Raw genomic sequence first — 16,273 nt, 5'->3', positions numbered from 1 at the left:
GGCGTTTTTTCTGAAAGCAGGGGTTGAACCTGGTTATCACAATCTGTTATGAGGGATTCTGTTACTGCGTTGTTGCGAACCACCTTTGAGACGAGCACCACACGCAATTTTACATGGAGGCGCTCACAACTGCTGGCGCTTGAAACCTTTCTTGTTGAACGGGAAAAAGAGATCGCTGCGGCACTCCATGCTGATTTCAGGAAGTCAGCGGCAGAGACTTTTTTGACTGAGACGGGATACCTCCGGAGTGAAATCCGCTTTGCCCTGAAGCATCTGAAATCATGGATGAAGCATCAACGGGTTGCTGTTCCGTTCCTCTATCAGCCGGCAACAGCTTATTACCGCCCCGAACCATATGGTGTTGTGCTGATCATCGGCGCATGGAACTACCCCCTGAACCTTACGCTTGCTCCGCTCATCAGCGCAATTGCTGCGGGTAACTGTGCGGTCGTAAAGCCTTCGGAACATGCGCCGTATACCTCAGCGGTCATTGCTTCAGGGGTTGGAGATTATCTTGACCGGAGTGCGCTTTGTGTTGTTGAGGGCGGGGTTGAAGAGTCCCGCACCCTGCTGGAAGAGCGGTTTGACTATATTTTTTATACCGGAAGCCGGATGACCGGCAGGGAGGTCATGCATGCGGCGGCGAAACATCTGACACCCCTGACGCTGGAACTTGGCGGGAAGTGTCCCTGTATTGTGGATGGATCGGGCGATCTCCGGGTGGCTGCGCGGCGTATTGTGTGGGCAAAGTTTTTAAATGCCGGTCAGACCTGTATTGCACCGGATTATGTTCTGGTCGAAGAACAGAAAGAGGCTGAGCTGATCAGGTATATGCATGAGGCACTTGCCGATTTTTACGGTGATGATCCCCGTTCAAGCCCTGATTTTCCCCGTATCGGAAACGCATATAATTTTTTAAGGCTTGAAAAGCTGCTTGCAGGTTCGGTGCCGTCTGCAGGAGTTTTTACCGACCATGGCGAGTGTTACATCCCGCCGACTATTTTGCAGGGGTCCTCCATGGACTCCGCGTTTATGCAGTCGGAGATTTTCGGCCCTCTTCTTCCGGTTATTGCCTATACCGGTATTGAAGAAGCATTGAGCTGCATCCGGCGAGAAAAAGCACCCCTTGCACTCTATCTGTTTTCTTCTGTCAAGAGCGTGCAGGAGAAGGTGTTGCTGCACTCCAGGTCGGGCGGAGTCTGTATTAATGATCTGCTCTTTCAGGCGAGCATGCACCATCTTCCTTTCGGCGGTCTCGGCAGCAGCGGATTTGGTGCTTATCACGGCAGGGCTGGCTTTGATACCTTCTCTTTTCAGCGGAGTATTCTGGAGCGTTCACTCAATCCTGATCCCGCTCTGCGCTATCCGCCTTACGGCAGGTTGAAGTTCAGGTTGCTTAAAATGCTTGTTACCCTTTTTCAGTAGGGGCGATGGCAGGATAATCAGCGTGCTCCTTTAAACGTAAAACCGGTTTCTTCGGAAAATTATGAAAAAAACAGCGCTTGCGCTCGGAGGTGGAGCGGTGCTCGGTGCAGCCCATGTAGGAGTACTCAGGGCCGTGAGTGAACTGGATATTCACCTCTCTATGGTCAGCGGTACCAGTATCGGTGCATTTATCGCGGCACTCTACGCTTTCGGAAAAAGCTGGGAAGAGATACGTGATATCGCCCTTGCTATCGACTGGGTTGATCTTTCGGGTCTGGCTCTTTCTCAGTTCGGTCTTCTGTCAAACAAGAAATTCGGGACGATGGTCACTGATCTGCTTGGAAAACGGGATATCAGGGATGCCCGGATTCCGCTATCAATTGTAGCTACTGATATCGGAGCGGGCAGGAAATTTGTTTTTACCGAAGGCGATGTAGCTATGGCCGTTATGGCAAGCAGTTGTATTCCGGGTGTTTTCAAGCCTGTAGATTATCACGGGGTGCTGCTTGTCGATGGGGTTCTTATGGAAAATGTTCCGGTCTCTCCGTTGATCGAAGGTGGTGCTGAATCGGTTATCTGTGTTGATCTGCTTGCTTCCCATTGCTATAAAAAGCCCGACAACATTATTGACCTGTTGCTCAATGCCTTTTACAGTACCATCATCAATACCACTGCCTTACAGATTGCAGATGCAGATTTATCGATTCTGCCGGATCTTTCGGGATTCAGCCTTCTGGATGTCAGCCAGGTGCCGGATCTCATGGATGCGGGTTACCGTGCTGCTCTGCCCGTATTGAGCGGATGGGCTGGTGAAAACCGGTAGCTCCATAGCTTGGCAAGCTCTTTGTAATGTGTTACTTTACCGGTAAAAGCAGGCGTTTTTTTAACGTTGTAACGGAGAACGGTCACTGATGAAGAGATTATATGGAATAGTGCTTGGAGTGCTTGCACTTGCCGCTACAGGCGGTACCGCCGATGCTGCCATGCCCTATGCGAGTTTTTCCGGCGGGCTTGCCATGCTGAGTTCTATTGACAGGTACTATGATTCCGGTTATGCGCTTACCGGCGCTGCCGGACTTGACCGTGGCAGATACCGGTTTGAAGCTGAGCTCGGATATCAGAAAAATGCGCTCAAAAATTCTCTTGCGGATATCTCCATGACGACCTATATGGCCAATGGCTATTATGATCTTGAGCTGCCGCTCGCACAGGTAAAACCGTTTGTAACTGCCGGTCTTGGTGTGGCAACGTTCAATGATGATAACGGAGCCGGCAAGACGGTCAGCGACAGGGTTTTTGCCTGGCAGGCAGGTGCCGGAGCAGGATTCAGTGTTTCGCCTCTGGTTAACATTGATCTCAGGTACCGGTATTTTTCAGCTTCCGATCCGCAGCTTACCGGAAACAGCCGATACAGCATCGGTAGTCATAATGTGTCGCTTGGTTTGAGAATCGGACTCTGAAAAGAGCCGACTTCGGGTGTTCATTTAGCTGGCTGAGCGGTTCAGTAAACGGGTATTGATTTTTTCAGGATTACTAAGTCTCTATCGTGGCAGGAACTTCAGTATGCCCGGGATAGTTTGAGGATCAGATTTTTTTTAGAGAGTCGAAGTACCGACCGTCTGGAGCAGTACGCAAATCCGGCTTTTTTCTGTTTGAGTTGAAAGGCCGGTGTTTTGTAGTGAACCGCTAAAAAAAGTGAGGTTGCCATGCCTATCCGCAAATTGAGGGAGTTCCTTGACAGTCATGCTGTCCGGTATTTTGTGCTCAGCCACTCTCCGGCTTATACAGCACAGGAAATCGCAGCGGCGGCTCATGTTCCGGGAAAAGAGCTTGCCAAAACGGTCATGGTCAGCATAAACGGCACCATGGCTATGGTCGTACTGCCTGCTTCACGTCAGCTTGATTTCGAGCGTTTACGGGAAGTGACAGGAACGCGGGATGTTGAGCTCGCAGGAGAGCGGGAGTTTGCCGGCCTGTTTCCCGAATGCGAAATTGGAGCCATGCCGCCCTTTGGCAATCTCTATGGCATGGACGTCTATGTTGCAGAAGAACTTGAGGAGGATGATGAAATCGCTTTCAATGCCGGCTCGCATAATGAGCTTTTGCGGCTCTCCTATGAAGATTACCGACGGCTGGTTCATCCTGAAGTTGCACGGCTTGCTCTCGATGTAAAGTGAATGAGCGGTCAAACTGGATTTTTCAGCAGGAAATGTTACCTTCCTTGATGTCAGCCTGAGGCTCGGGAAAAGGTTGTCATGATATCGTTGTCATGACAATTGCATTGCTCTATAGTTGTTTTGTTTCTCCCTTTATGAAGATTGCCTTATACTCGGGAACCTATGTCAAGGACAAGGATGGTGCTGTAAAATCGATCTATCAGCTTGTGGCTTCATTCAGGAAAAACGGCCATGAGCTTACCGTCTGGTCTCCTGATGTATCGAACCGGGATAATCATAATGGATTGACGGTTCACAAAATGCCGGCGGTACCCCTTCCGCTCTATCCTGACTACAAAATCGGGTTTTTCAATGCGGAAACAATGCGGCAGCTTGACGAGTTTGCGCCTGATATTGTTCACATCTCGACACCGGATATTATCGGCAGAGCCTTTCTTCTCTATGCCCGAAAAAGATCATTGCCGGTGGCATCAGCCTTTCATACCGATTTCCCCTCTTATCTCAGCTATTACCATCTTGGATTTGCCGAAAAATATGCATGGAAATATCTGACATGGTTTTACAACAACTGTGATGTGGTTCTTGCTCCTAACGAGAGTGTCCGGCGAAAACTTCTTGACAAAGATATCAACAATGTCGAAATCTGGTCGAGGGGTATAGACCGGGAGCTTTTTGATCCATTGCGCCGTTCCGAAAAACTTCGTGAAGCGTGGGATGCATCCGGCAAGAGTGTTATTGTCTATGCAGGAAGATTTGTGCTTTACAAGGATATAGAGGTTGTTATGCGGGTTTATGACCGGTTTATGGAGTCGGGCTTTGCCAGGAGTGTCAAGTTTGTGCTTATCGGGTCCGGCCCTGCTGAAGAGGAGATGAGAGAAAGAATGCCGGACGCAATTTTTACCGGTTATCTTACCGGAGTTGCACTTCCGGAGGCTTATGCAAGCGGTGATATCTTTTTTTTCCCTTCAACCACGGAGGCATTTTGCAATGTTGCCCTCGAGGCGCTCGCCTCCGGACTTCCGGCAGTTGTCTCTGATGGCGGCGGGTGCAGGAATATTATTGACAGATCGGGAGGGGGAGTTGTTGCCCGTGCCGGTGATGTTGAGGATTTCTTTACAAAATGCCGTGAGTTGCACGAGCATTCAGGGCTGCACAGCGAGTTGAGGTCCCTCGGGCTTGCCTATGCCGAAGCGCAATCATGGTCTGCCGTTAACGGTGTTGTTATTGACCACTACAGCAAACTGGTCAGGCAGTCAACCGCTCCTGCAGGGTTGTAGCAGCGGAGGTTCTGCCGGGATCGGGTTACGTTACTCCATTTCGGCGATGTGTTTCCGGAAGGTGTTGACAACCTGAACCTCCCTTCAATTTTATGGTGGAGAAGTGCATGTGGTACCATGCCGACCAACTGTTATTGACACTTCCATATGGTCATGAAGAAGCCCCTCTATCATGAGCTTCAGAAGCGCATTGATGAGCTCGAACGCGAGTTGCGGAAACGATGCGAGACAGAGCAGGAGCTGATTGAAAATCAGGCAGCTCTCCGCCATCAGAACAGTACGCTCATACGCCAGTCCGTAGAGTTTTTTGATGTTCAACACTGCCTTGAGGAGAAGAGTATCGAACGAGAGCTTTCCTGTGAGCGGATAGAGGAGGCGTTCGGTTCGCTCAGGGAGAGTGAAAATACCCTTGCATCCGTGCTTGTTAACAGCCCTGATACCATTATTGCTGTTGATCGTGATTACCGGATCATCTATGTAAACCGTTCCATGCCATGTTTTCATGGTACACTCACGGTTGGTGCAAATCTTTCTGATCATATTATCGGGCCCTGTCGGGAGGAGTATCTCCAGACTCTCGACACGGTATTTGAAACTGGCCGTCTCAGGGTGATCGAGTCCGGATTTATCCACTCCGGCAATGACGCTACTATCGAGGTTGAGTCCAGATTTGCACCCTGCTTCCAGGGTGAAAAGGTCGGTTTTGTGGTTATTCTTGCTTCTGATATTTCGGAACGCAAGCAGATGGAGCTCGACCTTAAGCACTCGCTTCATGATCTTGAACGGTTCAACCGTCTTATGGTCGGTCGTGAGCTGCGTAATATTGAGATGAAAGCAGAACTCGAAAAACTTCGTGCGGGCAGAAGCAGGGAGGAGGAGAGCCGTATGGATACAGACGGGATGGTTTCAGAGGATAAGGTGGAGGATTTTACTCTTGAAGATCATCTGCTGGCTATTGAGAAAGCCGGGCTTTTCGATTTTCTTGACATTGGCAGTGACGAGACTTCCCGTGAGAGCGATCTTATCTACCGAAAACATCAGAGAACCGCACTGTTGAATCTTATTGAGGATGCCAACCAGGCTCGAAAAGAACTTATCGAAACCAATCGGAAGCTTGAGGAGTCAATGCGGTTGACAGAGGAGAGGGCAAGAAATGCAGAAGCGGCCAATGCGGCCAAAAGTCAGTTTCTTGCCAATATGAGTCATGAAATCCGCACGCCGATGAATGGCGTTATCGGTATGGCTGATCTCCTGCTTGAAACCCGACTCTCGACCGACCAGAGGAACTATGTTGAGATCATTAACGGAAGCGGTCGCAATCTTCTTAAAATCATCAATGATATTCTTGATTTTTCAAAAATTGAGGCGCGCATGCTTCAGCTCGATACCATCGATTTTGACCTGTTCGATCTTCTGGAAGAGATCTGTGGTGTTCTGGGACTTGAAGCCAGAGCCAAAGGTCTTGAGCTTTTGCTGATCACCGGATTGGATCTCCCGTTTTCACTGAAAGGGGATCCTGCAAGAATTCGCCAGATTCTTGTCAATCTTATCGGTAATGCGCTCAGATTTACTCCGGAGGGCGGGGAGGTTGTGCTGAAGGTGATGATGCAGAAGCAAACCGATCGAAATGCGGTTATCCGATTCAATGTCCGTGACACCGGGATAGGAATTTCGGCAGACAAGCTCCAGAAAATTTTTGAGCCTTTTACCCAGGCAGATGGTTCAAACATAAGAAAATTCGGAGGAACCGGTTTGGGTCTTTCAATTTCAAATGATCTTGTCCTGAAGATGGGAGGCGGGGGCATTCATGTGGAAAGTGCGCCCGGAAGTGGAGCCTCATTCTGGTTTGATGTAAGTCTGGAAAAGCAACCTCTGCAGAAGGAGCACAGCCTCCCCGGAAAAGAGCGCTTGCAGGGCAAGGGAGTAGTGGTAATAAGCCCGTCCCCCTTTTTGAGAACCATGCTTGTGTCGCTTCTGGATTCATGGGGCGCTCTCTCTTCTCAAGCCGATGATCGGGAAGCGGCCCGGAATGTATTGGAACAGGCGGCAAAATCCCCCTCACCATGCGGGGTCATTCTGCTTGATGTACAGTTTATTAAAAAGGAAGCTGCAGCTCTCAATGCCCTGCTTGAAGCCATGCCGTTTGCAGCAGAGGGTATTCGCGTCATTCTTCTGGTGCCGATCGGCTCTCAGGAGGAGATGAAAAAACAGTTTGGTGACCGGATTTTCAGGTTTCTTCAGAAACCGGTCAGGCGCAGGGAGCTTTGCAGAATGGTGGCTGAAGCATTTGATATCGAAAGGGAGGCAATTGTGGAACCGGAATATGAAAGCAAAGTTTCTTCAGGTGGGGCTGTGACTCCGGAGCAGCTTCCCCTGCATGTTCTTCTGGCTGAAGACAGTGTTGTCAATCAGAAAGTAGCTCTTTCCATGCTCGGTAAACTCGGCTGTTTTCCCGATGTTGCCGCCAATGGCAGGGAGGCAATTGATGCCATGCGTCAAAAGAGATATGATCTGGTGTTTATGGATTGCCAGATGCCTGAAATTGATGGTTATGAGGTTACCCGCCGTATTCGCAAGGATCACACCCTGCTCAGTTCTCCGGATATTCCTGTTGTGGCCATGACCGCAAATGCCATGAAAGGAGACCGGGAGAAGTGCGTTGAAGCGGGTATGGATGACTTTATGGCAAAGCCTCTGAAAAAATCCGATTTCCAGGCGATTCTCGAATGCTATTTTCCCGGTTTGTTTGTCCGGGAGAGTCCAAAGGAGGATGGTGCGGATGCACTTTCAACCGATGATGTCTTTCTGATCGATGATGTTCTTTTCCGCCTTCAGAATGACCGGGAGATTATCCTTATTATCATTGGCCAGTTTCTTCTTGAAGCTGCTCTTCAGATTACAGAGCTTCAGGCAGCTGCGGCAGAGCATGACACCGAGAGAGTCCGTATCCTTTCGCATACGATTAAATGTGCCGCAGCAACTGTTGGAGGTCAGGAGCTGAGCAGGAGTGCCGCTATAATAGAGCAGGGGGCCAGGTCGGGAGATTTAACCGGTATTGATGAACTCCTTCGGGATTTAAATGCAAGTTACCTGCGTTTTAAAGAGAGAGTAGAGGCTTCCGGGTGGTGCGAGGCGGGTGGCGGTTAAGGAGCTGTTTGAAATAATGATGATCTGGAATTATGAAGGCAGGAGTTATCGGTCTCGGGAAAATGGGGTTCAATATGACCCAGCATCTTCTTCAGTGCGGTCATGAGCTTATTGTCTATGATCTTGCTGATGAAGCGGTTCTCGCTCTGGCTTTAAAAGGTGCTGTTGCAGCAGGTTCTGTTGAGGAGCTCGCCGGTATGCTTGCTTCTCCACGACTCATCTGGCTTATGGTACCGGCCGGTGTGCCTGTCGATACGACCATAGAGCGGCTTGTGCCCCTGCTTGAGCAGGGTGATATTGTTGTTGACGGAGGCAATTCTCTTTATGTCGATTCCGTAAAGCGGGCGGAATATCTGGGTGGGCATGGCATTCATTTTCTTGATGCAGGTACCAGTGGCGGGCTTGAAGGAGCGCTGAACGGTGCATGTGTTATGGTCGGTGGTGACAGGGGAGCTTATGAGTTTATCGCGCCGCTGCTTAAAGATCTCTGCGTTGAAAACGGTTACGGCTATATGGGCAGCTCCGGCTCCGGCCACTTTGCCAAGATGGTGCATAACGGTATTGAGTATGGTATGATGCAGGCTATGGGTGAAGGGTTCGATCTGCTTGCGTCAAGCAGTTATGACTATGATCTTCATGAGGTATCAAAAGTGTGGGCGAATGGTTCGGTTATCCGGGGCTGGCTGATGGATCTGGTAGTCCGTGCTTTTCAGAAGGATCCCGCTCTTGACACGCTCAGCGGAAGGATTGCCGATTCCGGTGAGGGGCGCTGGACTGTTGAAGCTGCTCTGGAGCATGAAGTCGCTATTCCGGTGATTGCAGCCTCACTTTTCAGCCGTTTCCGCTCCCGCTCTGACGATAATCTTTCCGACAGGGTTGTGGCCGCACTGCGCCATGAGTTTGGCGGCCACAGCTCTTCCGCCAAGTCATAAAGGAGTTCTCATGCAGGCAAAACCCGATAATTTTACCCTTGTTATTTTCGGAGCAAACAGTGATCTGGCTGCCCGCAAACTCTTTCCCTCGATTTGTGAACTGGCTCTTTGGGGAGAGATGCCGGTGGAGTTTCGCATTATCGGGGTCGGCAGGGCAGAGCTTTCTCATGAGAAGTTTCGTTCCCTTGTGCATGAAAAGCTTGTACGATTCTCGCCCGAAACCCTTCAGGATGAGGCCGACTTTCTGAAGATCAGCCGAAAGCTCTTTTATATCAGAGTCGATCTTGAGGATGTTGCCGGTTATCATGCTCTGCACAATGAGCTGATGGATGTATCCGGAGAGAGGGGTATCTGCACGAATCTTCTTTTCTATCTCGCAACCCCCCCCGCTCTGGCCCCGGTTATTGTGCGGAACCTTGAAAGTGCCGGACTTGGAGAGAAAACGGTTTTCTGTGGCGGATGGCGCAAAATAATTGTTGAAAAACCCTATGGCCGGAACCTGCAGACGGCGCGGGAACTGAACCATGTGATTGGTGAGGTGTTCAGCGAAGAGCGGGTGTTCCGTATTGATCACTACCTCGGCAAGGAGACGGTACAGAATATCATGGTCTTTCGTTTTTCCAACGGGATTTTTGAGCCCTTATGGAACCGCCACTACATAGCCAATGTATCCATTACCATTGCGGAGGAGTTCGGTATCCGTGACCGGGGCTCTTTTTATGAAGAGACCGGGCTTTTGCGCGATATCATGCAGAATCATGCCCTTCAGCTGCTTGCCGCTGTAGCCATGGAGCCGCCTGTTGATTTTTCTGCTGATGCTGTGCGCGATGAAAAAGCCAAGGTACTTCGTTCGATCCGTCATTTTTCGTCTGACAGTGCTGAAACATCAGTTGTTCTCGGTCAGTATGAAGGCTATCGCAGTGAAAAAAATGTTGCTGCCGGTTCGAAGGTTGAGACTTTTGCTGCGGTAAAGTTTTTAATTGACAACTGGCGATGGAAAGATGTCCCGTTTTTTGTAAAGGCAGGCAAGAACCTTGCTGAAACGGTGACCGAGATCGTTATTACCTTCAAGTGCCCTCCCCAAAACTTTTTCGGTATGGCCGATAGCTGCAGCTATACGGCCAATCAGGTGATTCTGCGGATTCAGCCCGAAGAGACCATCGCACTGCGATTTGGAGCAAAACGCCCCGGAGAAGAGGTGATCACTGATCCCGTTTATATGAAATTCGATTACAGAACCTCTTTTTCCGATTCAGGTTTAACGCCTTATCACCGATTGCTGCTTGATGCCATGGCAGGTGAGCAGATGAACTTTATCCGTCAGGACAGTGTCGAATACTCGTGGGCTATTATAGACTCCATACGGGAGGCAATCGGCGGTGAGGAACCTTCCTTATACCCTGTTCACTCGGGTGGACCTGATGCAGCGCAGCGAATCTATGGCTGAGTGGTAAACCAGAAGAGTCGCCCGTTGACGGGGGAGACGAGGGATGCCGGCAGTTCGCACTCCTCTTTGCGATATATTTTTTCCGCCAGCCGGGCTTTTGCTTTGCCGGAAGTGAAAAAGAGTACATTCCGGGCATGGTTGATCAGCGGGAGGGTTATGGTGATTCGCTTTCCCGGAGGGTTTCCATTCGGTGCATCCACGGCTACGGCCAAACGCGTTGATTCCTGAAGTGCCTGAATGTTGTCGGCAAAGAGTGATGCGGTATGGCCATCCTCGCCGAGGCCGAGCAGGAGAAGATCAAAAGCCGGAATATTCTCCGGTGTATGAGGATGACCGGGGGTTGAAAAGAAGGAGCGGATTGTGGTTTCATATGCTTCTGCAGCCCGTCCGGCATCAGCCTGCTCTGCAGGTATTCTGAAGAGATGGTCAACAGGAAGAGGGGTATCAAGAAGCAGTGTCTCCTCCGCCATTCTGTAGTTGCTCTCCGGATCACCGGGAGGTACGCATCGTTCATCCCCCCAGAAGAGCCAGGTCTGCTGCCAGGGCATATGTATGAGTTTCCCTTTCTGCCTGCTTTGTCCGGGTTCCGGCAGCCGGAGGCCGTAATGCTCAAGGTGTCCCCTCGCTATACCCCCGGCCAATTGGCGGTAGAGCGGACGGGGAGAGTTGCCGCCTGCAAGCACAAGAGAGAATCTCCCTCGATCAGCAATTGATCGGTAAGCTTCGGTGATGATGAGCGCTGCGGCATGTTCCGTCATTGCCGCTACACTTCCGCTGTAAAAACTCTTCTCTCTCTTTTGGTTGTTCATCTGTTTCCATTTCCATTGATCAGTTTCCTTACTGTTTCTGCGGCATGATCAGCGGTGAACCCGAACTCCTTGAGCGTAATGGTTCCGGGGGCTGATGCTCCGAAATGATCTATACCGATGATTTTTCCTCTCTCTGTGGCATACTTGTGCCATCCGAAAGGTGATGCGGCTTCAATGACAACTCTGTTGGTTATTTCCGGTGGCAGTACTGCGTTTCTGTATGTCTCCGGCTGAAGGTCAAAAAGCCCTGTTGATGGCATCGAGACTACCCGGACAGGTATGCCTTCCGATGCAAGCAGTCGCTGCGCATCAAGGGCGATATGCACTTCCGCTCCGGTTGCGATGAGTATGGCTGCTTGTTCAGGTGAGGGTGATTCCGGATGCCAGTCAGAGAGGATGTATCCCCCTTTCGGAACTCCTGCAGTGACAGGAAAACGGGTTTCGTCAAGTACCGGCAGCGGTTGCCGTGAGAGAATGAGAGCAACAGGAGCTCTGGCTGTGAGCGCCTCTTTCCATGCGGCTTTTGTTTCATTGGCATCGGCCGGGCGCAGCACTGTAAAGCCGGGCAGTGCCCTCAGCATGGCGAGCTGCTCAATCGGCTGGTGTGTTGGCCCGTCCTCACCGAGAGCAATGCTGTCGTGCGTGAAGAGAAAGATGGAGTGAACCTTCATCAGTGCCGCAAGTCGAAGGGCGGGTTTCATATAGTCCGCAAAGACGAGAAAGGTTGCACCGTACGGAATGATGATGCCCGACAGGGCCATGCCGTTGATAATTGCCCCCATGGCATGCTCCCTGACGCCGAAATGGAGGTTGGCACCGTTCGGAGTTTCAGAGCTGAAGTCAAGAGTATCCTTGAGCAGGGTACCGCAGGAGGGGGCCAGATCGGCAGAACCTCCGGCAAGGAAAAGGATTTTTCCGGCGAGTTTTTCGAGAATCTTTTTTGATGCCTGACGGGTTGCCAATCCGGCAGATGAGTCGAATTCCGGCATCAGCTCTCTCCACCCCTCCGGCATTCGCCGGGCAAGCCGTTCTTCAAGCGCACCCCATAAATCCGGAAAAGTCTGCTGATACTCGTGCTGCAACTCCATCCACTCTTTTTCCAGAATACGCCCCTTCGTTTTTACCTGGTCAAACTCGTTCTGAACCTCGGGCGGAACATAAAAGGATTTTTCTTCCGGGAACCCGAACACTTTTTTCAGCAGTTTCTCCTCTTCCTCACCGAGTGGCTCGCCATGAGCGGCGGCACTGTCCTGCCTGTTAGGGCTTCCAAAACCGATATTGGTTTTTGCAATGAGGAGTGATGGGCGGTCGGTTATATTTTTTGAGCGGATCAGGGCCTCTTCTATAGCCTCAGGATTGTTGCCGTCAAGATGCTCAACATGCCAGCCGTAAGCATGGTAACGTTCCCCGACATTTTCTGTAAAGGCGAGTCTGGTTGAGCCTTCAATGGAGATGCTGTTGCTGTCGTAGAGGCAGATCAGCTTGCCGAGTTTCAGATGACCGGCCAGAGAGGAGGCTTCGCTGCTTATTCCCTCCATCAGGTCGCCATCACTGCAGATGACATAGGTGCAGTAGTCAATCAGTTTAAGCTTTTCGCGGTTCAGAAGCGCGGCAGTATGTCGTTCAGCGATGGCCATGCCTACCGCAGTGGCAACTCCTTGCCCGAGGGGACCTGTTGTGGTTTCAACGCCCGGAGTATGGCCATACTCGGGATGGCCGGGGGTTTTACTCCCCCACTGGCGGAAGGCTTTGAGATCATCCAGACTCAGTTCATAGCCGCTCAAATGGAGCAGTGCATAGAGGAGGGCTGAACCGTGTCCGGCTGAAAGGACAAAGCGGTCCCGGTTCAGCCAGCGGGGGTTGGCTGGATTGTGAATCAGAATTCGGGTAAAGAGCACGCAGGCCATAGGCGCAGCTCCGAGAGGCATCCCGGGGTGACCCGATTTTGCTCTTTCCACCATGTCAACGGCAAGCACTCTTACCGTATTGATGGTTTTCATGTCAACTGGACGGTTATGCATGCATGAACGGTTCAGGTTTGCTTGTGCCTGAAAGTAACAACCTCGATGAGATAAACCGCATGAAGCCATCCAAAGGTTCCGTTGTCAGAATTCCGGCTTGCTTCTCTGTGGCAGTTGCGTAACTTCTCTTATCGTTTTCCGATAACCCGGATTCATGCAAACGAATCGTTATGGCTCTTTTCGATGGCTATGGTGTTCTGGTCGGCACCCTCTACAATTATTATTGTGATCATCCTTTCAGCAGGCGAAAATACTACCACTGTAATCTGAAAGTGCAGGCCGGAAAAAGAGTTTTTCGTTGTCCGGTAGATCTTGACAGTAAAAGGGATGCTCACGGGATGCAATGGCGGGTGATAGAGCTTCTTCCCGAGGCTTTTCACGCTCTCCTTCGCCTGCAGGATGGATGGCACCCTCTTGATTCAGAGCCGGGTTCCGGTGCCCTGGATTACTATCGCACTCCGGAACTTCAGCCAACATGTAGCTCTGTTTCGGCTAACCATGTGTCTGGATCCATCGAAAAGAGTCCGGAACCGGAATCCCCTCTCTGTGAAGCCTGGAAATACGGGACGGGTTTTGCGGCATTCAGGGATCTTGAACTCCTGCTTATGCACTCCCGGAAGCTCTTCATATTCGGTGAGCCCTTCCGGACCGGAAACGGAGTTCACAACATTCATCAGAATCAGGGTGATCCACCTCAAAGTCAATGGTATGCAGAAAACGGAATCTGGCAGGATGGAGCCGTTGTTGTTCTTCGCCGCGATCATACCCTTGCCGCCTTTTTATGCAAATTCAACACCCAAAGCTTTTTTCCTTCCCCCTCAACAGCCCCTGAGTCACTTGCTCTTCACTCTCATGCTCTTTAGCTGCGAATATATACCTGTATCTATATAGTTACTCTTTCTGCATCATTTTCTGATCATCGGGATGAACTTGCTGTTTATTACGATGTCTCTGTACCCACTTTTTCAATTCCACCCGATTTTATCCGCTGTCGAGTCTTGCAGTGATACACTTTCTTTTGAAACACCTGTGTATCAAACTGATACGATTTTGCTCCTTTTTACCGGGGTAAACAGGACTGAATCGGTTTGGTATAGTAGTTGCTTGATATTGTTGTGCCGGCCTGTTATATGTTTTTCGAGTGGCTGGTATTTGTATGGTTTATTTTGACGCGAAATGTCTGTTACGAAAATTCGCGTAATAGAATTTTTTAATCGAGAATAAAGCGATTTGATCTGTTTGAAATATTTTATTCGTGCTATTGTGAAATTATAATCCTTTAAAAAATAAAAGGATAGGCGTCTTTTTTAGGCGGTTGACAGATAAGATTTCAAATAGGCAGAGCAAAAAAATGACAGAGTTATTGTCGTGAAAAGTTCGGATTCGGATCGTGTTAATAAGCGTTAATGTATAGCTGTTTTGTGTGTATTTATTATGGTTTGATGTGTGGTGATATATATAAAATATAGTCATGTATAGGTCATTTATATAATCGCCTGATGAGTTTAACTATGATTTTGCCCTGTGAGGCCAATTGATTCAGTTTTTTTATACCAATCACATAATCTTTTGTAAAACAGAAAGGAGCATATTATGAGTGCCGCCAACAATTCCTACAGTTCGAGTGTCACAACTCTTGAAGACACTTCCCTTATTCTGAAAATTTCCGACTTCATTAAGAACTATAATCCTGTTGCGAGTGATCCGCTCAGAGTTCAGATAACGACTCCTGAGAGTAACGGATCATTGCAATATTTCAACGGGACAGGCTGGGTGGATGTTGCGGCAAAACAGGTGATTTCGGCTGCTGATATTGCCGCAGGTAAATTGATGTTCGTTCCGGACAAGGATGAAAACGGGAAGGATTACACCTCCATCGGCTTTAAAGTTCTGAATGCAAGGGGTGAAACGGGTTCAGCCAGCAGCCTGAAGATCAATGTGACCGCGGTGAATGATGCTGCTGTTATTTCGGGTACAAGTACCGGTCTTATCACCGAAGACAGCGGTAGTTATGGTGTTAACGGGAAGCTGGGTGCGAGTGATATTGACAGTGCAGCCACCTTTGTTGCACAGAACTCGGTGAAGGGCGAATACGGACAGTTCAGTATCAGTAAAGATGGTTCGTGGAGCTACACTGCGGACAATGCCAAACTTCAGGAACTTGGAGGAGGCAAGGCGAACGCAACTGAAACCTTTACGGTTAACACTGCTGACGGTACTACCAAAGAGATCGTGGTGACGTTACAGGGGGTTGATGATTCGCCGAAAAGCTCCAGGAACGAAAACAACAGGGATCGGGATAACGATGATTCGCATAAAGGTGAGGGTGATCATCACGATAACGACGATTCCCATCATGGTGAAGATGATCATCATGAAAGCGATGAGCATGAAGAGGCAGAGCATAACCAGGGTGGTGCTGTCAACCATGCACCAACGGTGGCAGGTGCGCTGCTCTCTACGGCAGCAGAAGGTACAGCATCCTACACCCTGAACCTGCTAAGCGGTGCGAGTGATGTCGACACGGCTGATACGCTGAGCGTCGGAAGCATCGTTACCTACAGCGTTGATAGTGCATTGGCCATCAGCACTCCTCCGGCCGGAGTAAGTTTGAGCGGCAGCACGCTGACTGTTGATCCTGCCAACGAAGCCTTCAACCACCTTGCGGTTGGTCAATCAATGACCATTCTTGTAAGCTACAGTGTCATTGATACAAAAGGAGCCTCGGTTACACAGACAGAGACGATCACCGTAACCGGAACGAATGATGGACCGGTCGCCGCACTATCGACAAACTCCGCAATAGAAGGCAGTGCAGTGGTGACGGGTTATGTTACCTCAACGGATGCCGATACCCTGCATACAGCAGCCTACTCACAGGATGCAGCAGTAGCCGGTCTCACGATTAATGCAGATGGCAGCTACAGCTTCGATCCATCCAACGCAGCCTATCAGTCGCTTGCCGCAGGTGAGACGAAGGATCTTGTAGCAACCTACACGGTAACGGATGACCAGGGAGCGACAAGCAGCAGCACACT

Annotated in this window: 12 protein-coding genes; 10 read left to right on the top strand and 2 right to left on the bottom strand. The window is 50.1% G+C overall.

The features are described 5' to 3' along the window. Positions 1-48: 48 nt before the first annotated feature. From BOO20_RS06555 to zwf, 8 genes are all read left to right on the top strand, one after another. Positions 49-1,425, top strand: coding sequence for an aldehyde dehydrogenase family protein (locus BOO20_RS06555; protein ID WP_076791509.1), 1,377 nt, complete (start codon positions 49-51; stop codon positions 1,423-1,425). 61 nt (positions 1,426-1,486) lie between these two features. Continuing rightward, entirely contained in the window at positions 1,487-2,248 is a 762-nt protein-coding gene (locus BOO20_RS06550; RefSeq protein ID WP_076791508.1) for a patatin-like phospholipase family protein, read from the top strand. An 88-nt stretch (positions 2,249-2,336) separates the two neighbouring features. Continuing rightward, positions 2,337-2,885 (top strand): outer membrane protein, encoded by a 549-nt coding sequence (locus tag BOO20_RS06545; RefSeq protein ID WP_076791506.1) that lies wholly within the window; start codon positions 2,337-2,339, stop codon positions 2,883-2,885. Positions 2,886-3,131: 246 nt separating this feature from the next. Beyond that, entirely contained in the window at positions 3,132-3,602 is a 471-nt protein-coding gene (locus tag BOO20_RS06540) for an aminoacyl-tRNA deacylase (RefSeq protein WP_076791505.1), read from the top strand. Between the two features lie 134 nt (positions 3,603-3,736). Beyond that, positions 3,737-4,879, top strand: a complete 1,143-nt coding sequence (locus BOO20_RS06535) for a glycosyltransferase family 1 protein (protein ID WP_076791653.1) — start codon at positions 3,737-3,739, stop codon at positions 4,877-4,879. Between the two features lie 147 nt (positions 4,880-5,026). Beyond that, positions 5,027-8,026, top strand: a complete 3,000-nt coding sequence (locus tag BOO20_RS06530; RefSeq protein ID WP_076791503.1) for a response regulator — start codon at positions 5,027-5,029, stop codon at positions 8,024-8,026. A 32-nt stretch (positions 8,027-8,058) separates the two neighbouring features. Continuing rightward, on the top strand, positions 8,059-8,958 hold the full coding sequence (gene gnd, locus BOO20_RS06525; RefSeq protein WP_076791502.1) for a phosphogluconate dehydrogenase (NAD(+)-dependent, decarboxylating): 900 nt from the start codon (positions 8,059-8,061) through the stop codon (positions 8,956-8,958). Positions 8,959-8,968: 10 nt separating this feature from the next. Then, positions 8,969-10,405 (top strand): glucose-6-phosphate dehydrogenase, encoded by a 1,437-nt coding sequence (zwf, locus tag BOO20_RS06520; protein ID WP_076791500.1) that lies wholly within the window; start codon positions 8,969-8,971, stop codon positions 10,403-10,405. Here zwf and pgl read toward each other — a convergent pair. Together pgl and tkt are read right to left on the bottom strand one after the other, a co-directional pair. Beyond that, on the bottom strand, positions 10,396-11,214 hold the full coding sequence (gene pgl, locus BOO20_RS06515) for a 6-phosphogluconolactonase (RefSeq protein WP_076791498.1): 819 nt from the start codon (positions 11,212-11,214) through the stop codon (positions 10,396-10,398). The two genes, zwf and pgl, sit on opposite strands and share 10 nt — an antisense overlap. Beyond that, complete coding sequence (gene tkt, locus BOO20_RS06510) at positions 11,211-13,235, bottom strand: transketolase (protein WP_076791497.1); 2,025 nt, start codon at positions 13,233-13,235, stop codon at positions 11,211-11,213. Before tkt ends, pgl begins: the two co-directional genes overlap by 4 nt. Before the next feature lie 170 nt (positions 13,236-13,405). Here tkt and BOO20_RS06505 point away from each other — a divergent pair, with 170 nt between their 5' ends. Both BOO20_RS06505 and BOO20_RS06500 read left to right on the top strand, forming a co-directional pair. Beyond that, a complete protein-coding gene (locus BOO20_RS06505; RefSeq protein ID WP_076791495.1) occupies positions 13,406-14,098 on the top strand; it encodes a YukJ family protein in 693 nt (230 codons plus the stop codon). Between the two features lie 730 nt (positions 14,099-14,828). Next, positions 14,829-16,273 (top strand): VCBS domain-containing protein (locus tag BOO20_RS06500; RefSeq protein ID WP_144277132.1); only part of this gene is annotated, 1,445 nt, incomplete at its 3' end.

The sequence above is a fragment of the Chlorobium sp. KB01 genome (genome assembly GCF_001975465.1).
GTDB lineage: Bacteria > Bacteroidota > Chlorobiia > Chlorobiales > Chlorobiaceae > Chlorobium.
Note: the sequence above shows the minus strand (reverse complement) of the source record. Positions and strands in the feature narration are given on the sequence as shown.

Bases quoted from the DNA above. Each gene is read 5' to 3' on its own strand.
- BOO20_RS06555 (WP_076791509.1), top strand. From the start codon at position 49: ATGAGGGATTCTGTTACTGCGTTGTTGCGAACCACCTTTGAGACGAGC.
- BOO20_RS06550 (WP_076791508.1), top strand. From the start codon at position 1,487: ATGAAAAAAACAGCGCTTGCGCTCGGAGGTGGAGCGGTGCTCGGTGCA.
- BOO20_RS06545 (WP_076791506.1), top strand. From the start codon at position 2,337: ATGAAGAGATTATATGGAATAGTGCTTGGAGTGCTTGCACTTGCCGCT.
- BOO20_RS06540 (WP_076791505.1), top strand. From the start codon at position 3,132: ATGCCTATCCGCAAATTGAGGGAGTTCCTTGACAGTCATGCTGTCCGG.
- BOO20_RS06535 (WP_076791653.1), top strand. From the start codon at position 3,737: ATGAAGATTGCCTTATACTCGGGAACCTATGTCAAGGACAAGGATGGT.
- BOO20_RS06530 (WP_076791503.1), top strand. From the start codon at position 5,027: ATGGTCATGAAGAAGCCCCTCTATCATGAGCTTCAGAAGCGCATTGAT.
- gnd (WP_076791502.1), top strand. From the start codon at position 8,059: ATGAAGGCAGGAGTTATCGGTCTCGGGAAAATGGGGTTCAATATGACC.
- zwf (WP_076791500.1), top strand. From the start codon at position 8,969: ATGCAGGCAAAACCCGATAATTTTACCCTTGTTATTTTCGGAGCAAAC.
- pgl (WP_076791498.1), bottom strand. From the start codon at position 11,214: ATGAACAACCAAAAGAGAGAGAAGAGTTTTTACAGCGGAAGTGTAGCG.
- tkt (WP_076791497.1), bottom strand. From the start codon at position 13,235: ATGCATAACCGTCCAGTTGACATGAAAACCATCAATACGGTAAGAGTG.
- BOO20_RS06505 (WP_076791495.1), top strand. From the start codon at position 13,406: ATGGCTCTTTTCGATGGCTATGGTGTTCTGGTCGGCACCCTCTACAAT.